Annotated in this window: 11 protein-coding genes and 1 tRNA gene; 10 read left to right on the top strand and 2 right to left on the bottom strand. The window is 60.9% G+C overall.

Annotated features, from left to right (window positions below; translation table 11 throughout):
- Positions 1-5: 5 nt before the first annotated feature.
- A complete protein-coding gene (locus HMPREF2527_RS08970) occupies positions 6-1,016 on the top strand; it encodes a GHMP family kinase ATP-binding protein (protein ID WP_070507851.1) in 1,011 nt (336 codons plus the stop codon).
- Between the two features lie 86 nt (positions 1,017-1,102).
- Here the strand turns inward: HMPREF2527_RS08970 and HMPREF2527_RS08965 are convergent, their stop codons facing one another.
- A complete protein-coding gene (locus tag HMPREF2527_RS08965) occupies positions 1,103-2,932 on the bottom strand; it encodes an ABC-F family ATP-binding cassette domain-containing protein (protein ID WP_070507848.1) in 1,830 nt (609 codons plus the stop codon).
- A gap of 235 nt (positions 2,933-3,167) precedes the next feature.
- Here HMPREF2527_RS08965 and HMPREF2527_RS08960 point away from each other — a divergent pair.
- From HMPREF2527_RS08960 to HMPREF2527_RS08950, 3 genes are all read left to right on the top strand, one after another.
- Positions 3,168-3,238: transfer RNA gene (locus HMPREF2527_RS08960), tRNA-Gln, on the top strand.
- Positions 3,239-3,326: 88 nt separating this feature from the next.
- On the top strand, positions 3,327-4,781 hold the full coding sequence (gene glmU / locus HMPREF2527_RS08955; RefSeq protein WP_070507846.1) for a bifunctional UDP-N-acetylglucosamine diphosphorylase/glucosamine-1-phosphate N-acetyltransferase GlmU: 1,455 nt from the start codon (positions 3,327-3,329) through the stop codon (positions 4,779-4,781).
- A gap of 20 nt (positions 4,782-4,801) precedes the next feature.
- Positions 4,802-5,782: a ribose-phosphate diphosphokinase gene (locus HMPREF2527_RS08950; protein ID WP_012904032.1), complete on the top strand. Its 981-nt coding sequence runs from the start codon at positions 4,802-4,804 to the stop codon at positions 5,780-5,782.
- Between the two features lie 111 nt (positions 5,783-5,893).
- Here HMPREF2527_RS08950 and HMPREF2527_RS08945 read toward each other — a convergent pair whose 3' ends face one another.
- Positions 5,894-7,060, bottom strand: a complete 1,167-nt coding sequence (locus tag HMPREF2527_RS08945) for an arsenate reductase/protein-tyrosine-phosphatase family protein (RefSeq protein WP_070507844.1) — start codon at positions 7,058-7,060, stop codon at positions 5,894-5,896.
- 424 nt (positions 7,061-7,484) lie between these two features.
- On the opposite strand from HMPREF2527_RS08945, the gene HMPREF2527_RS08940 reads away from it, so the two are divergent.
- The 6 genes from HMPREF2527_RS08940 (at position 7,485) to HMPREF2527_RS08915 (ending at position 15,597) form a co-directional block, all read left to right on the top strand.
- Positions 7,485-9,200: an ABC transporter ATP-binding protein gene (locus HMPREF2527_RS08940; protein WP_231840259.1), complete on the top strand. Its 1,716-nt coding sequence runs from the start codon at positions 7,485-7,487 to the stop codon at positions 9,198-9,200.
- A gap of 103 nt (positions 9,201-9,303) precedes the next feature.
- Positions 9,304-10,224 (top strand): glycosyltransferase family 2 protein, encoded by a 921-nt coding sequence (locus HMPREF2527_RS08935; protein ID WP_070507842.1) that lies wholly within the window; start codon positions 9,304-9,306, stop codon positions 10,222-10,224.
- Between the two features lie 224 nt (positions 10,225-10,448).
- Positions 10,449-11,447, top strand: a complete 999-nt coding sequence (locus HMPREF2527_RS08930) for a CgeB family protein (RefSeq protein WP_070507840.1) — start codon at positions 10,449-10,451, stop codon at positions 11,445-11,447.
- The gene (locus HMPREF2527_RS08925) at positions 11,438-12,538 is read left to right on the top strand and encodes a hypothetical protein (protein ID WP_049332971.1); all 1,101 of its coding nucleotides are present in this window, start codon (positions 11,438-11,440) and stop codon (positions 12,536-12,538) included. The genes HMPREF2527_RS08930 and HMPREF2527_RS08925 overlap by 10 nt, the downstream gene beginning before the upstream one ends.
- Positions 12,538-13,266: an acylneuraminate cytidylyltransferase family protein gene (locus tag HMPREF2527_RS08920; RefSeq protein ID WP_070507838.1), complete on the top strand. Its 729-nt coding sequence runs from the start codon at positions 12,538-12,540 to the stop codon at positions 13,264-13,266. The genes HMPREF2527_RS08925 and HMPREF2527_RS08920 overlap by 1 nt, the downstream gene beginning before the upstream one ends.
- Before the next feature lie 87 nt (positions 13,267-13,353).
- Entirely contained in the window at positions 13,354-15,597 is a 2,244-nt protein-coding gene (locus HMPREF2527_RS08915) for an N-acetylneuraminate synthase family protein (protein WP_049343032.1), read from the top strand.
- The last annotated feature ends 8 nt before the right edge of the window (positions 15,598-15,605 follow it).

The following is a 15,605-nucleotide window of genomic DNA, read 5'->3' as shown; positions in this document are numbered from 1 at the left end:
CGCTGATGAGTACCGCCTCCCAGACCGCTATTTCGGTTGATGCTCCCGGCAAGGTCAATCTGTACCTTGCCGTGGGGGATGTTCGTCCGGACGGCTACCACCCGTTGACTACGCTTTTTGCGGCGGTCTCTTTGACGGAGACCATCACGGTCTCTGAGGGGCAGGCACCGGGGCTGAGCTTGAGCATGGATATTGTGCCCGGCTCCCTGGTAGATCAGCAGATGCAGGCGGGGCAGTTCGACCCTGCCGCTGTGCCAATGGATGAGCGGAATCTTGTGTACCATGCCGCTGCGCTGATTCTTGCGGAGCACGGCATCGAATCTGTCCCGGCGCTGCACCTGCATATTGCGAAGGCTGTGCCCGTGGCTGGCGGTATGGCTGGCGGCTCAGCGGACGCGGCTGCTGCCCTCATTGCTACGGACCGCTACCTGCACGCAACCGGCCGCACCGGTGCGCTCCTGACCCAGACGGATTATGAACGTCTTGCCGCGCAACTGGGCGCCGATATTCCCTTTAGCGTGCGTGCCGCGCTCGGGCAGACCCTCGCACTGGGGCAGGGGACCGGTACCGAGCTGCAGAATATTGCGGCGCCTCGGGAACCTCTGCACCTGGTGATTGTTGCCGCGCAGTTTGGCCTCTCCACCCCCAGCGTATTCAAGCAGCTGGACGCGGGCCGCGCCTCGGGGCTGTACCCTGCCTCAGGCAAGCTGGTGGAACCCGTAGAGCTTCTGAGCACCCTGAATTCTTATGATGGTTCGGAGGCGGCGCTCGCCTCCTTGGCACCGCTGCTACGTAACGACCTGCAGGCTCCCGCGCTTTCGTGCGCCCCGCAGCTGGAACAGACCCTGAACCTGCGCGAGAGTGAGGGCGTGTACGCCTCCCTGGTGTCCGGTTCCGGTCCGACGGTGCTTCTGCTGGTTTCTTCGCAGGCTCGGGCGGAGGCTCTTGCCTCCACTCTTCGCGCTGCGGGCAACCACGCTGTGAGCGCGGTTAGTGCGATTCTGAATCACCCTTAGTTGCCGCTGTAGCTGAGCGCTGAATATATGAAGAATGCCGGTTCTAGATTGAATCTAGAACCGGCATTCTTCTATGTCTATAGACCTTAGCCCAGCAGCTCGGAGAGCTCGAGCCAGCGCATTTCTAGCTCGTCAATCTCATCCTGAAGTGTCTGCTGCTGCTCGCCGAGTGCCGCTAAACCGGCGTAGTCGGAGGCGTCGTGCGCGCTCATCTGCTCGGAGAGCTTCTCCTGTTCTGCAGCGAGCTTGGCGAGGCGGCGTTCAATCGCACCGGATTCCTTCTGCGCCGCACGCAGCTCGGCACCGGAGACCTTCGGGGTATCCGGCTCAGCAGAAGCCTGCGCCGAGGAGGCGGCACGCGCCTGCACGCTACCGGCGGCAGAACCGCCAGCACCTGCCGCCGAGAGTGCCAGGTACTCGTCCACACCGCCGGGCAGATGGCGGAACGAACCGTCAATCACGGCGTACTGCTGATCGGTGACGCGTTCCATGAGGTAACGGTCGTGGCTGACCACCAGCAGGGTACCCGGCCAGGTGTCCAGCAGATCTTCCATCGCGGCGAGCATATCGGTGTCCAGGTCGTTGGAGGGCTCGTCGAGAATCAGCACGTTCGGCTCATCCAGCAGAATCAGCATGAGCTGCAGGCGACGCTTCTGACCACCCGAAAGGTCCTTGACCGGGGTAGACAGCTGCGCGCTCGTAAAGCCCAGACGCTCCAGCATCTGCGAAGGGGATAGCTCCTTACCATCGGCAATGTAGCTACGCTTCTTACGGCCAATCACATCCGAGACGCGGTCGTTAGCAACCTCGTTGAGCTCATCGAGTTGCTGGGTCAGGGTCGCAATCTTCACGGTCTTACCGTGCTTGACCCGGCCCTCAGTCGGCTTCAGGTCGCCCGTCACCAGGGAGAGTAGGGTGGACTTACCCGCGCCGTTCACGCCCAGGATGCCGGTGCGCTCGCCGGGGGCAATACGCCAGGTAACCTTCTTCAGCACCGGGCGCTTGCCGCCGGGCAACGAGGGGTCGTCGTAGACGACGGAAACGTTTTCAAGGTCGACCACGTCCTTGCCGAGGCGGGAAACCGCCATCTTCTTCAGCTCCACGGTGTCACGCACAGGCGGAACGTCCGCAATGAGGGCGTTGGCGGCATCAATGCGGAACTTCGGCTTGGAGGTACGTGCGGGCGCACCGCGGCGCAACCAGGCGAGCTCCTTGCGCATGAGGTTCTGGCGCTTCGCCTCCGCAGCGGCCGCCTGACGGTCACGTTCCACGCGCTGCAGGATGTACGCCGCGTAGCCGCCCTCGAAGGGCTCGACGATGCGGTCGTGCACTTCCCAGGTGTCGGTACAGATTTCGTCGAGGAACCAGCGGTCGTGGGTGACGACCATGAGTCCGCCCGCGTTCTTGGACCAGCGGGACTTCAGGTGGTTAGCGAGCCAGGTGATGGCTTCAACGTCCAGGTGGTTGGTGGGCTCGTCGAGCATCAGCACGTCCCACTCCTGCGCGAGCAGGGATGCGAGCGCTACGCGTCGGCGCTGACCGCCAGAGAGCGAAGAGACGGGTGCATCCCAGGGCAGATCGGAGACCAGGCCCGAGATGACATCGCGGATACGGGACTGCGAGGCCCACTCGTATTCGGGGGTGTCGCCCACAATCGCGTAGCCGACCGTGTGGTCGTCATCGAGTACGTCGGACTGGTCGAGGTAGCCGATGCGGGTGCCGCCGCGCACGGTAACGCGGCCGGAGTCCGGTTCGAGCCGGCCGGCAAGGATCTTCATGAGGGTGGACTTGCCGTCGCCGTTGCGACCGACAATGCCTATGCGGTCGCCTTCGTTCAGGCCGACCGTGATGCCTTCAAAGATGGTTCGGGTAGGGAATTCGAGGTGCAGCGATTCGCCGCCAAGTAGATGTGCCACGCCTTCTAGGGTACAGGGTGAGTGTTCAGTTCAAGTAGCGCTCCAAGCTTTGATGAGGGGCTACTTGGCGGTGCTGAGAAAAGCTGTGGGGATTGCGGGGCGCGCGGCTAAGTTGAGCACAGATATTTGATAAACTGAGGAAAGCATTTCCTGCATTGCGCTGTTCTGTGCCCAAAATGGCGGTCAATGACGATGAGGACCCGCTAGCGGGGGCTTGTCGTGAATGTAAGGATAATCCGCCATGGTGTAATGGCAGCACAGCGGCCTTTGGAGCCGTTTGTCTAGGTTCGAGTCCTAGTGGCGGAGCGTAAGCACTCAACGGAATCGTTGAATGAGAGTCGGCGGTTCCGCGCTCACCTCTCACTCTTACAACCTCGTATAAGGAGTCTTCTCAGTGAACACTGAACTGGCACCCTCCGCGGTGATTGTTCTCGCCGCCGGCGCTGGCACGCGCATGAAGTCCGCAACCCCCAAGGTCATGCACGGCATTGGTGGTCGATCCATGATTGAGCACGCCGTTGCCGCGGCCCGTGACTTGAACCCTGAACGCCTCGCTGTTGTGGTACGCCACCAGCGCGATAAGGTTGCTGAGCATGTGCTTGCGTTTGACCCTGAGGTAACCATCGTTGATCAGGATGAGATTCCGGGTACTGGTCGTGCGGTTGAGGTCGGTCTGAATGCCTTGGATGCGCAGGCAACCGTCTCCGGCACCGTTCTGGTGACCTACGGCGATGTTCCTCTGCTGCGCCCCGAGACTCTGCGCGAACTGATTGCCTTCCACGAGGAAGACAAGAACTCCGTAACTGTCCTGACCACCCACATTGATGAGCCCGGCTCCTACGGCCGTATCGTGCGTAACCAGGCTGGCGAGGTGACCGCCATCGTCGAGGCGAAGGACGCCTCCCCCGAAGAGCTCGAGATTACCGAGATCAACTCCGGTATCTACGCCTTTGACGCCGACGTGTTGCGCGAAGCCCTGCTTGAGGTGACCACCGATAACGCTCAGGGTGAGAAGTACATTACCGATGTGCTGTCCATCGCCCGTTCGAAGGGCCACCGTACCTCCGCCCTGGCCATTGAGGACCGCTGGGAGGTTGAGGGTGCTAACGACCGTGTGCAGCTGGCTCAGCTGGGCCGCATGCTCAACAACCGCATCCTCGAGGCTCACATGCGTAACGGCGTGACCATCGTCGATCCGCAGAACACCTGGATTGACGTGACCGTGCGCATCGAGAATGACGTGACCCTCCTGCCCGGCGTGCAGCTGCACGGCTCCACCACCGTTGCCACCGGCGCAACCATTGGCCCCGACACCACCCTGACCGATATGACCGTTGAGGCAGACGCTACCGTCATCCGCGCTCACGGCTTCGGCGCCGTGATTGGCGAGGGCGCAACCGTCGGCCCCTTCGCCTACCTGCGCCCCGGTACGACCCTGGGTAAGGGCTCGAAGCTCGGCACCTTCTGCGAGGCCAAGAACTCGCAGATTGGTGACGGTGCGAAGGTTCCGCACCTGTCCTACGTTGGCGACGCCACCATCGGTGAGGGCGCCAACATTGGTGCGGGTTCCATTTTCGCCAACTACAACGGCCTGGTGAAGAACCGTTCTGTTATTGGCGCACATGCCCGCATGGGATCCGCGGGCATCTACGTTGCACCGGTCACCGTGGGTGACGGTGCCTACTCCGGCGCGGGCGCGCTGATCCGCAAGGATGTTCCTGCGGGCGCCCTCGCCTACTCTGAGACTTCCCAGCGCACCATCGAGGGCTGGGTTCTGAAGAACCGTGCCGGTACCGAACCCGCTGAGGCTGCAAAGGCCGCGGGCGCACAGGAACCGGCAGAATCCTAATCCGAGGAAAGAACAACACCATGAGTAGCGAGATTACCAACCCCGGTGAGCGCAAGCTTGTAGTGGTCTCCGGTCGAGCACACCCCAAGCTCGCCGAGGAGATTGCGCAGGCCCTTGACCACGACCTGTTGCCCACCTCCGCATATACCTTCGCCAACGGCGAGACCTACGTCCGTTTTGAGGAGTCTGTGCGCGGTGCGGACGCATTCGTGATTCAGTCGCACCCGGCACCGATTAACGAGTGGCTCATGGAGCAACTCATCATGATTGATGCGCTCAAGCGTGCCTCCGCTCGCTCCATTACCGTGGTGTCCCCGTTCTACCCCTACGCTCGTCAGGATAAGAAGCACAAGGGTCGCGAACCCATCTCGGCTCGCCTGATTTCTGACCTGTACAAGACCGCCGGCGCGGATCGCCTGATGTGCGTCGATCTGCACACCTCGCAGATTCAGGGCTTCTTCGACGGCCCGCTGGACCACCTCTTCGCAATTCCGGTGCTGGCTAAGCACATCCGCGAGCGCGTTGAGGACCTGTCGAACGTGACCGTGGTGTCCCCGGACACCGGTCGTGTGCGCGTGGCCGAGCACTGGGCCACCCTGCTGAACGGCGCACCCCTGGCCTTCGTGCATAAGACCCGAGACATCAACGTTCCGAACCACGCGGTCTCCAAGACCGTTGTGGGTAACGTTGAGGGCCGCACCTGCGTGCTGATTGACGACATGATTGACACCGGCGGAACCATCGCCGGCGCCGTGAAGGTCCTCATGGATAAGGGCGCGAAGGAAGTTATCATCGCGGCAACCCACCCGGTTCTCTCCGATCCCGCCGTTGAGCGTCTGTCCGAGTGCGGCGCGGTCGAGGTCGTGGTGACCAACACCCTGCCCGTCCCGGAGGAAAAGCGCTTCGAGAACCTGACCGTTCTCTCCATCGCGCCCCTCATCGCTCGCGCTATTCGCGAGGTCTTTGACGAGGGCTCCGTGACCGAGATTTTCGATCACTAGGGCTTGAATAGGCTGTAGAAAATCCCCCGCTACCACGGTTGTGGTAGCGGGGGATTTTCTACGTTTCTGAGGGGGGGGGGCAGGCCCCTGCAGATTCTGTATTGCGGAGATTTAGCGGTGGGCTCGCGCCAGCCACGGCAGAATCACGCGTAGCGACTCTTCAACCTCGTCCACGGCCTTCTTCGCGGCGGCCGGGCCTCGACGGTAGGGGTCCTCGAGCTTATCGCTCGCGAGGGGAGTGCCACCGTAGGAGTAGAGGTAGGAGAGCGGCTCGGCACGGCGCGCTTCCTCACGAAGGCGAGCAGCCTGCTTGAGCAGCACGATCTTGGAATGGTACTGGGGCCACTCGCGCACGATCCAGTCGGCGTGCACCTTCTCCGCGACCAGGATGATGGTCGCGTTCTTAATGATCTCCTCGGTCAGCTGACGGGAGGCGAAACCCTCGGGATTGTAGCCACGCTCGATGAGCTCGTTGGCGATGAGCTCGTACACGCCCTGACCGACCAGCGCGCCGGTACCGGCGCTGGCGAAGGTCCACTTGTCCTCCAGCCCGTACTCTGCGGCCAGGTGCTTGGAAATAACCTCGCCGGAGGCGCTGCGGGCAATGTTGCCGGTGCACACGAAGAGCGCCTGGAAGGGGCCGTCGGTGTCGTGTGCGCCGCTGCGGGTGAAGGTACCGGGGGAGAGCTTGAAGAGCGGGGTGCGTTCGCGTTCACCCTGCGGGGCGCTTGCGGTCTCCTCACGTGCCGCGAGGGCTGTCGGAGCGGGCTCTTCTGCGGTGTCGGCCAGAACACCCGAAGCGACGGTGGGTGCGTGGTGTTCCTCGACGTGAACGGAGCGTGAGGAGGAGCCCTCTGCAGACGGTTCGTCCAGGGGGAGGATATCGGCGGCGGTACCCGAGGTTTCGGTGAGGTTCAGCGGCTGCGCATCAATGGTGACGGTGCCGTCCTCAGAGATTTCTTCGGCGTGGGAAGGCTCGGATGCTTTGGGAAGGGGCGTCTGGGCGGCGACCTCGGCGGGGGAGTGAGCCTCATACTCGCCCATGACTTCGCGGAGCGAACCCGAAGGGACCATGGAGCGCTGGGCGGCCCCGCGGCGGTTCTTGCCTGCCAGGTCGGGGTTGTTCTGGATCAGCGAGCGGACCCCTTCCGCAATGGAGGGGGCGGATGCCGGCGCAGTGGTCGCGGTGGTTTCGGGGGCCTTGGAGGAGTCGGTGATCTCCTCTGCGGAGCCCCGGGTGTACTTGTCCTTCAAGGACTTGATGTTGAAGATGCCCATCAAAAGCCTTTTCTCTTGACGTACCCAACGGTGAACAGGGAAGCCGGAAGTGTCGGGTGAAGTTGAACGAATAGTATCTATCATACCGAGTTGCTTGACTCTTCAAAGGTCTCTGAATCTCGAGTGTGGCGAATTCCCTAAGGCCTCGTCCGATACATCTTCAATGTAGGTCGCTCTGAAAGTTTCAACTTGGGGACGTGATGATGACCTAAAGTACAAACTTTATAGCGAAAGGGTTTAGAGGTCACATGCTAGAATTGGCGTGAAATGCTAGGCTTCTTCTCACTCGGAAGCCAGTGCAAACACTCACCAACGAGGACCAATGAAGAGTATTTACACTAAGCTTCGTATCTTTTTCCCAGGACGGAGCTTTACACTACTAATTGTGAATCTAATCGGCCTATTCCTTCTTTCGCTAATGGAAATGGTCGGTGTTGCTGCTGTTCTTCCCATCATGAATATTGCGATGGGCGCTGAAATTACCGGCTACCTGGCTGTAATTTCTGATATCTTCGGCAACCCTCCGCGTTCTGATTTGGTGCTCTACTTGGGTGTTGTCCTGGTGCTCGCCTTTGTGATTAAGGGTATCGCTGCGCTCCTCTTTAAGCGCTGGAGCCTGAAATTTACGGGTTACCAGCAGTTGGCGACGTCGACGACAATCCTCAATCATTACATGAAGGATAGCTACTTCAACCACAAGAAGTCTCAGCCTGAAGAAACCGCATACCTGATTAGCACCTACGTGGTGTTTGCATACCGCGGTTTTGTGGGATCGATTATTAACTTTGTGGGCGATTTCCTGTCTATCATCGTGTTGCTCATCATGATTCTTTGCGTCATGCCGGTTCCGGCGCTGATCGCTTTCGCATACTTCGGCATCACCATTGCTGTCATGCAGTTCTTCTTGCGCCGCGGTAACGCGAAGTATGGTGAGATAACGGCACGTGCAGGTCGAGACGCTTTGCGCTTCCTCCTGGATGACATCAGGGGCTTCCGCGAAATTCGTATTACGAATGCACACAAGGCTGCTATCGAGCAGTACCGCGAGCCCGCAGTACGAAGCGTTAAAAGCGACGTTAACCTCTCGTTCCTGAATGACTTCCCCAAGTACACCCTTGAAGTTATTTTCATTGTGGGTATCGCTGGTCTGTTGGCTCTGGTGACCGCAACTCAGGGTGCTGATGGTCTTCCTTCCCTCATGCTTTTCGCAACCGCATGTATCCGCATCCTTCCGAACGCTACCCGTATGATTGCTTCCCTGGGCGGTATTCGCGCGAACGAGTTCGCTAGTGAAGAGGTTGCTAAGGTCATCCGCTCGATGAGCCCGGAAGAGCAGCGCCTGCAGATGGTTGAGTTCAAGGATGAAATTGATCCGGCAACCATCATTAACTCGGGTATTGAGCCCGTGGATGTTCAGATTGATAACCTGGTCTACCGTTACCCGGACGGTGATAAGGACGTTCTCAAGGACATTCAGCTGGATGTGCCGGCTGGTACCTCGGTTGCTTTCGTGGGTGGTTCCGGTTCGGGTAAGACTACTCTGGTTGACTTGATTCTTGGTCTGCTGACCCCGACGAGCGGTACGATCTCTAGCCAGGGTAAGGACATCCATACTGACCTGCATTCCTGGTATCAGAAGATTGGTTATGTCCCTCAGGATCCCTACCTGGGTAACGGCACGCTGCGTGAGGCAGTTGCCTTCGGTATCCCCGCAAAGCACATTGATGATGACCGTGTGATCTACTGCCTCGAGCTGGCGGAGCTGATGCCCGTTGTCGAGACCCTGGAAGACGGCATTAACACCTCGATTGGTGAGAACGGTAACCGCCTTTCCGGTGGTCAGCGTCAGCGTGTGGGCATTGCGCGTGCGATGTACCGCAACCCGAGCCTGTTGGTTATGGATGAGGCAACCAGTGCACTGGACAATGAGACTGAGCACAAGATTACTCAGACCATTAACCGCATCTCCAAGGAGATTACCGTGATTATCGTGGCTCACCGTCTTTCCACGGTGCGTAACGTTAATCAGCTGGTGTACCTCTCCCAAGGCCGCATCGCCAATAAGGGTACCTTCAAGGAAGTTCAGGCGGCAAACGAAGAATTTGCGAACCTCGTTCGCCTGGGCCAGCTGCCCGACTAATTGAAACTATGGGGGTGATCGTATAGAGATATAGATACGGTCGCCCCCATATTTAACCTTCTATCGCTTGTGATTTTCAGGCGCCTCACTCAAAGGATATATTGTGACTCATACTCCCCGTGTATCTGCGGTTATTCCTTTCTACGGCGAGCCGGAACCGGTTCTCGCCATCATTGACACCCTCCACGCGCAGAAGGGGATTGACCCCTCCGATATCGAAATCGTCGTTTCGGACGACGTCTCGCCCGTTCCCTTCCCCGAGGTTGAGGGCGTGACCGTCGTGCGCCGTGCCGTCAACGGCGGCTTCGGTAAGGCCGTGAACTCCGGCGTCGCTGCCGCGACCGGCGAATGGGTGTTCATCCTCAACAGCGACCTGGAGCTGGATGACACCTTCATCTCCCGCATGCTCGCCGCAGCCGAGGCACACGGCCAGGTTCTGGCCAGCCCGCAGGTCATCGGCCACGACGGCCAGCAGCAGTGGGTGGCCCGCAAGTTCCCCACCGCCGGACATATCGCCTGGGAATGGTTCACCCCCTTGGCTCGCTTCAAGCCGACGAAGTGGTGGCACCGCGGCGTTGGACACGATGTTGAGGCATGCACCGGAACCTCCGACGCGAAGGTCGACTGGGTTATGGGTGCCTGCATGGTCGTGCCTCGCGCCGTATTCAACCGCCTCGGCGGCATGGACGAGCGCTTCTACATGAATAGCGAAGAGGTGGACTTCCAGTACCGCCTCTCGCAGGCCGGCGTGGACCGCTACCTGATTCCCTCGGTGACCGTTACCCACGAGGGCGGCGGATCTTCCCCCTCGGAGCGTCGCATCCAGTGGCTGACCACCGCACGCTTCATCTACGCCGACAAGTGGGGCTGGGAAAAGAAGCTGGCCGTAGCCCTGCGTGCAACCAGCTACGCGAACTTCCTCGTGAACTCTGTGCGTGCGCTGCGCAATAAGGATGTGGACGCTCGCGGGTTCCTCGCCGCCGACCTGGAGCGCATCGCCAAGGCCGAGCGCCGCGAAAACTAGCTCTAGTGTCCGCACCCGGTGCGGAGCGCCCCATAGCTAAACGTTGGAGGTGACACACTGCGTAAGCATGTGTCATCTTCTGCTTTCGTTGTAAAATTTTAGTAGGTATGTTTGAGCGTAAGCTCTGCTTGAAACGTGCCTCTCTGCTTCACTCCAACACATAGCACCGCACGGTTTTGCCCTGCGGGTTCTTATAGCAAACGCCGACAGGATCCATTCCTCATATGACTCAGCCCAAACTTCTACTACTCTCACCCGCATTCCACGGGTACTGGAAGGCGATTCAAGCGTCCCTGGAAGTGCACGGATACGATGTGCGCACCCACATCTACGATGCTCCGGGTACCCTCTCCGAGCGCATCCTCAACAAGCTCGCCCACGAGCTGCCCGAGAAGTACCGCCCCGAAAGCTTTGCGGCTCAGGCAACCCGTAAGGCTATCGATGCTTTCAACGAGTTCCGTCCCGACATCGTGCTGGTCATTAAGGGCGATATGCTCTCCCGCGAATGGTGGGACCTGCTGGCAACCTCCGGCGTTCGCTACGGCACCTGGCTCTACGACGAGATGCGCCGCATGAGCTACACCGAAGAGGACCTGCACCACCTGGGCTCGCTGGCAAGCTACAGCCCGCTGGACGCGCAGCACCTGCGCGAGCAGGGATTCGAGGTGCTCGACATGCCCAACGCCTACGACACCCACTGCCCGATTGTTCCTGTCCGCGAGGACTCCATCAACTTTGTGGGCGCCAAGTACCCCAACCGTGAGGAGACCCTGCAGGCCCTCGTCGCCGCCGGTCTGCCGGTGCGTGCCTACGGCCGTGCCTGGTCGCGCCACCCCTACGATATTCTGCGCACCAAGCAGTTCAAAGACTCCGGCGTACCCGCCGGCCGCGATATTGACCGCTCTGAGGCGTACGGCATCATGGCGTCCTCCCCGGCCACCCTGAACATCCACAACAACCAGGACGGCTTCACCATGCGTACCTTCGAGGCGCCCGGCGTTGGCGCCCTGCAGGTGATTGATCGCCCCGACGTGGACCGCTACTACATTCCGGGTGAAGAGGTTCTGGTGTACGAGAGCATCGATGAGCTCATCGAGATTTGTACCCGCATTTTCCGTGACCCGAAGTGGGCGCGAAAGATTCGTGAAACCGGTCAGAAGCGAACCCTGGCCGAGCACACCTTTGATCAGCGCGTCAAGATTTTGGAGCAGCTATGGGCCTAACCTACCCCCTCGACATTGATGCATGGGCCGCCTGGCAGAAGCGCCAGAACACCCTGCGCTGGGCTAAGGGCGAGGCCCGCAGCCTTATCGGACGTCTGCGCGGGGGCGCGGCGGAACAGGAAGCACCTGTTGGCGGTGTTCTCTATACCCGAGGCGCCGTACCCCGCGTGCTCATTGTGCTCGATTCTTTCTCTCCGACGAGCCGTAACTCCCTTCTGGAGCCGCTCAAGTACCTCGAGAACGTGGGCGTGGCCCTGTGGGTCCCCGAGGACGCCTCGGAGTACCTCAACGGCCAGTACGCCACCGAGCGTTACGGCCGTGATGCCTGGACCGAACAGGAAGTGACGGGCGACCAGCTGCAGGGGCTCCTGCCCGGTGTGCGCGTGGTCCTTTCCCTCGGCCACTACCTGGCCCGCGGCGCGGCCGCCTACGAGTACTCTCGCGCGATTGGTGCTGAGTACTGGGTCGTACAGCACGGTCTGCTCGTGCCGCAGGCACCGCCCCTGCCGGTTGGCGCAACTCTGTTGGCGTTCAGCGAAGCCGACGCAGAGTTCTGGGCGTCGGGTCGCCGCGACGTGACCACCCACGCGGTGGGTTCCCAGCTGCTCTACCTGGCCGCTCAGAAAGCCGCCGGCGCCGAGGCGCAGAAGCAGAACGATCTGGAACCAATCTTCTTGGGCCAGATGCACGGCGCCGAGCTACCGCGAGCATCCTTCGCTTTCGCTGCGCACTCCTTCCTGAAGAAGTACGGCGGTATCTACCGCCCGCACCCGAGCGAGAAGGACAAGCTGTCGGTGCTGACCCACAAGCTGTGGGAGAAGGAAGGCATCCGCATCGATCGTTCCGGAACCCCTCTGAACGAGGTACCGAACCCAGTCGTGTCGATTTTCTCCACCGGTGTGCTGGAGGCGGCTATCCGCGGCATCCCGGCCTGGGTGTACCACCCGGCACCGCCGGCATGGCTTGTGGAATTCTGGGACCGCTACGGCATGAACCGGTGGGGGAGCGAACCCACCCCCGCCCCGGTTCAGCCCGAGAAGGAACCGGCACGCCGCATCGCTGAACTCATCATCGAAACTCTGGAGGCATAATGCGTATTCTCTGCGTCATTCCCGTACGCGGTGGCTCAAAGGGCATTCCGCGTAAGAACCTGCGCCCCATCGCGGGTAAGCCGCTGGTCGCGTGGACCATCGAGCAGGCACTGGCTGCTAAGGAAGAAGTCGCCGGCGAGCACGAGCTGCGCGTTGTCGTCTCCACCGATGATGCCGAGCTGGCTGATATCGCCCGCGAGTACGGTGCCGAGGTGCCGTTCATCCGCCCGGCCCACCTGGCGGAGGACACCACCGCAACCGAGCCGGTCGTCGAGCACGCCATCGAGTTCTACACCGAGAACGGCTGGGCACCCGAAGCCGTCATGCTGCTGCAGGCAACCAGCCCCGTGCGTCTACCCGGAACCCTGGCACGCGCGGTCCGCCAGTTCGTCGAGAACGACAAGGACTCCATGGTCGGCGTGATCCCGATTGGCCCGTTCATTTGGACCTGGCACGCCGATGGGGAACCCACCGCGGCGTTCGAGATTATGGCTCGCCCGCGCCGCCAGGAGCTGACTAAGGAAACCTTCCGCTACCGCGAGAACGGCTCCATGTACATCACGAAGACTCCTGTGTACACTGAGCACCACAACCGCCTGGCCGGCTACCCCGGCGGTACGATTGACTTGTTCCTGCTCAACGAGGTTGAGGGCGTCGACATCGACGCGCCGATTGACTTCTCCGTGGCGGAACATCAGCTCACTCAGATTCTGAACGAGAGCAAGTAACCCTCGTCCCGGCGACATTCTCGTCGCCATCCCGGATTGACCGGCACTCAGTCATTCAATAGAACACTCACGAAAAGGTTCAAACCTATGATTATTGAACGTAATATCGCCCCGTATGTGGTCTTCGCTGAAGACCCGATTCTTACCGCACTGCAGAAGATTTCTGCCAACGGCCAGCGCATCATCTTCCTGGTCAACGAGTCCGGTATTCTGCGCGGTTCTCTCTCCGATGGCGATTTCCGCCGCTGGCTGATTGCTAACCCGACCGCGTCCCTGGAGACCAGCGCCCTGGATGCCGCTAACACCAACCCGCAGACCGCACCGGCTGATGCTGATCCCGAGACCCTGCGCGCATACTTTGCCAAGGGCATCAACCATGTTCCGCTGACCGACGAGCGCGGCCACCTCGTGGCGCTCGCCATGGACGAGCAGGACGTCCTGCGCATCGGTAAGCACACCATCAGCGAGGACTCCCCGGCCTTCATCATCGCCGAGATTGGCAACAACCACCAGGGTAGCGTTGATTTCGCTAAGGAACTGGTGGACCTGGCCGTTGAGTCCGGTGCCGACGCCGTGAAGTTCCAGCTGCGTGACATGGACGCCCTCTACCGTCAGCGCGGTGCCGCCACCGCGGGCGAGGACCTGGGCGTGCAGTACACCCTGGACCTGCTCTCCCGCTTCTCCCTGAGCGTGGACCAGATGTACGAGGTCTTCGACCACGTCAAGCAGCACAACATGGATATCATGTGCACCCCCTGGGATGCCCCCTCGGTGCAGGCACTGGTCGACTACGGTATTCAGGGCATGAAGATTGCTTCTGCCGACCTGACCAACCACGAGCTGCTGCGCGATGTCGCATCCCGTGGTCTGCCCATGCTGGTTTCCACCGGTATGAGCCGCGAGGAAGAGATTCGCGAGTCCGTGGCCCTGCTGCGTAACGCCGGCGCATCCTACGCCCTGCTGCAGTGCCAGTCGGCCTACCCCGCACCCTTCAAGGACGTGAACCTGGCCTACATGGACCGCCTGGCCGAGATTGGCCAGTGCCTGGTCGGTTACTCGGGCCACGAGCGTGGCTACCACGTGCCGATTGCCGCCGTTGCTCGCGGTGCAAAGATCATCGAGAAGCACTTCACCACCGACAAGACCCTCGAGGGTAACGACCACACCGTCTCTCTGCTGCCCGAGGAATTCAAGGCCATGGTCCAGCAGATTCGCGAGGTTGAGGCCGCTATCGGTTCTGCCGCTCCCCGCGAGGTGTCCACCGGTGAGCTGATGAACCGCGTGAACCTGGCCAAGTCCCTGGTCGCTACCCGCCACATCGCTAAGGGCGAGGTCGTGACCGAGGCCGACGTGGCCGTGAAGTCCCCCGGCCGCGGCCTGCAGCCGAACCACCTGCCGCAGCTGGTCGGCCGTACCATGCAGCGCGACGTTGAAGAAGGCTCGTTCTTCTTCGAGGGCGACCTGAAGGATGACCTGGTCACCCGCCGCGACTTCAAGTTCGATCGCCCCTGGGGTCTGCCCGTCCGCTACCACGACTACAAGCCGCTGATTGAAGAGGCTAAGCCGGACTTCCTGGAGTTCCACTTCTCCTACAAGGACCTGGACATCAACATCGACGATGTCTTCGACTCCAAGCTGGACATGGGCTTCACCACCCACCTGCCCGACCTCTTCGCAGGTGACTTCCTCGTGGACCTCGCCTCGAAGGACCCCGAGGTGTGGGAACGCTCCATCGCCGAGGTGCAGCGCACCATCGACATCACCCGTGACCTGACCCGCTACTTCACCGTGGACGAGGACCCGATCATGGTTGTGACCATGGGTGGCTTCACCAAGGACAAGCACATCCCCGTCTCCGAGCGTGCCGAAAAGTACGAGCGTATCGGCGAGGCCCTGAAGCACCTGGACGCATCCGGCGTGCGCCTGGCCGCTCAGACCCTGCCCCCGTACCCCTGGCTGATGGGTGGTCAGCAGTACCACAACCTGTTCCTGGATCCGAAGGACACCGCGGAGTTCTCGCGTGCCTACGACACCGCGCTCTGCCTGGATATCTCCCACACCATGCTGGCTTCTAACTTCCTGAACATTCCGCTGTCGGAGGCTGTTGAGCAGCTGGCACCGCTGTCGATTCACCTGCACCTGGTGGACGGCGTTGGTGTTGACGGTGAGGGCGTTCAGGTTGGCGAAGGCGACGTGGACTGGGCCGCACTGGGCAAGCAGCTGCGTGAGCTGGCCCCGAAGGCATCCTTCATCCCTGAGATTTGGCAGGGCCACATCAACAACGGTGAAGGCTTCTTCACCGCCCTGGACCGCCTCGAGAAGTGGCTGTAGGACCGGCA

This window comes from Rothia sp. HMSC071B01 (genome assembly GCF_001808945.1).
Taxonomy (GTDB): domain Bacteria; phylum Actinomycetota; class Actinomycetes; order Actinomycetales; family Micrococcaceae; genus Rothia.
This window is presented reverse-complemented; position numbering and strand designations above follow the sequence as displayed.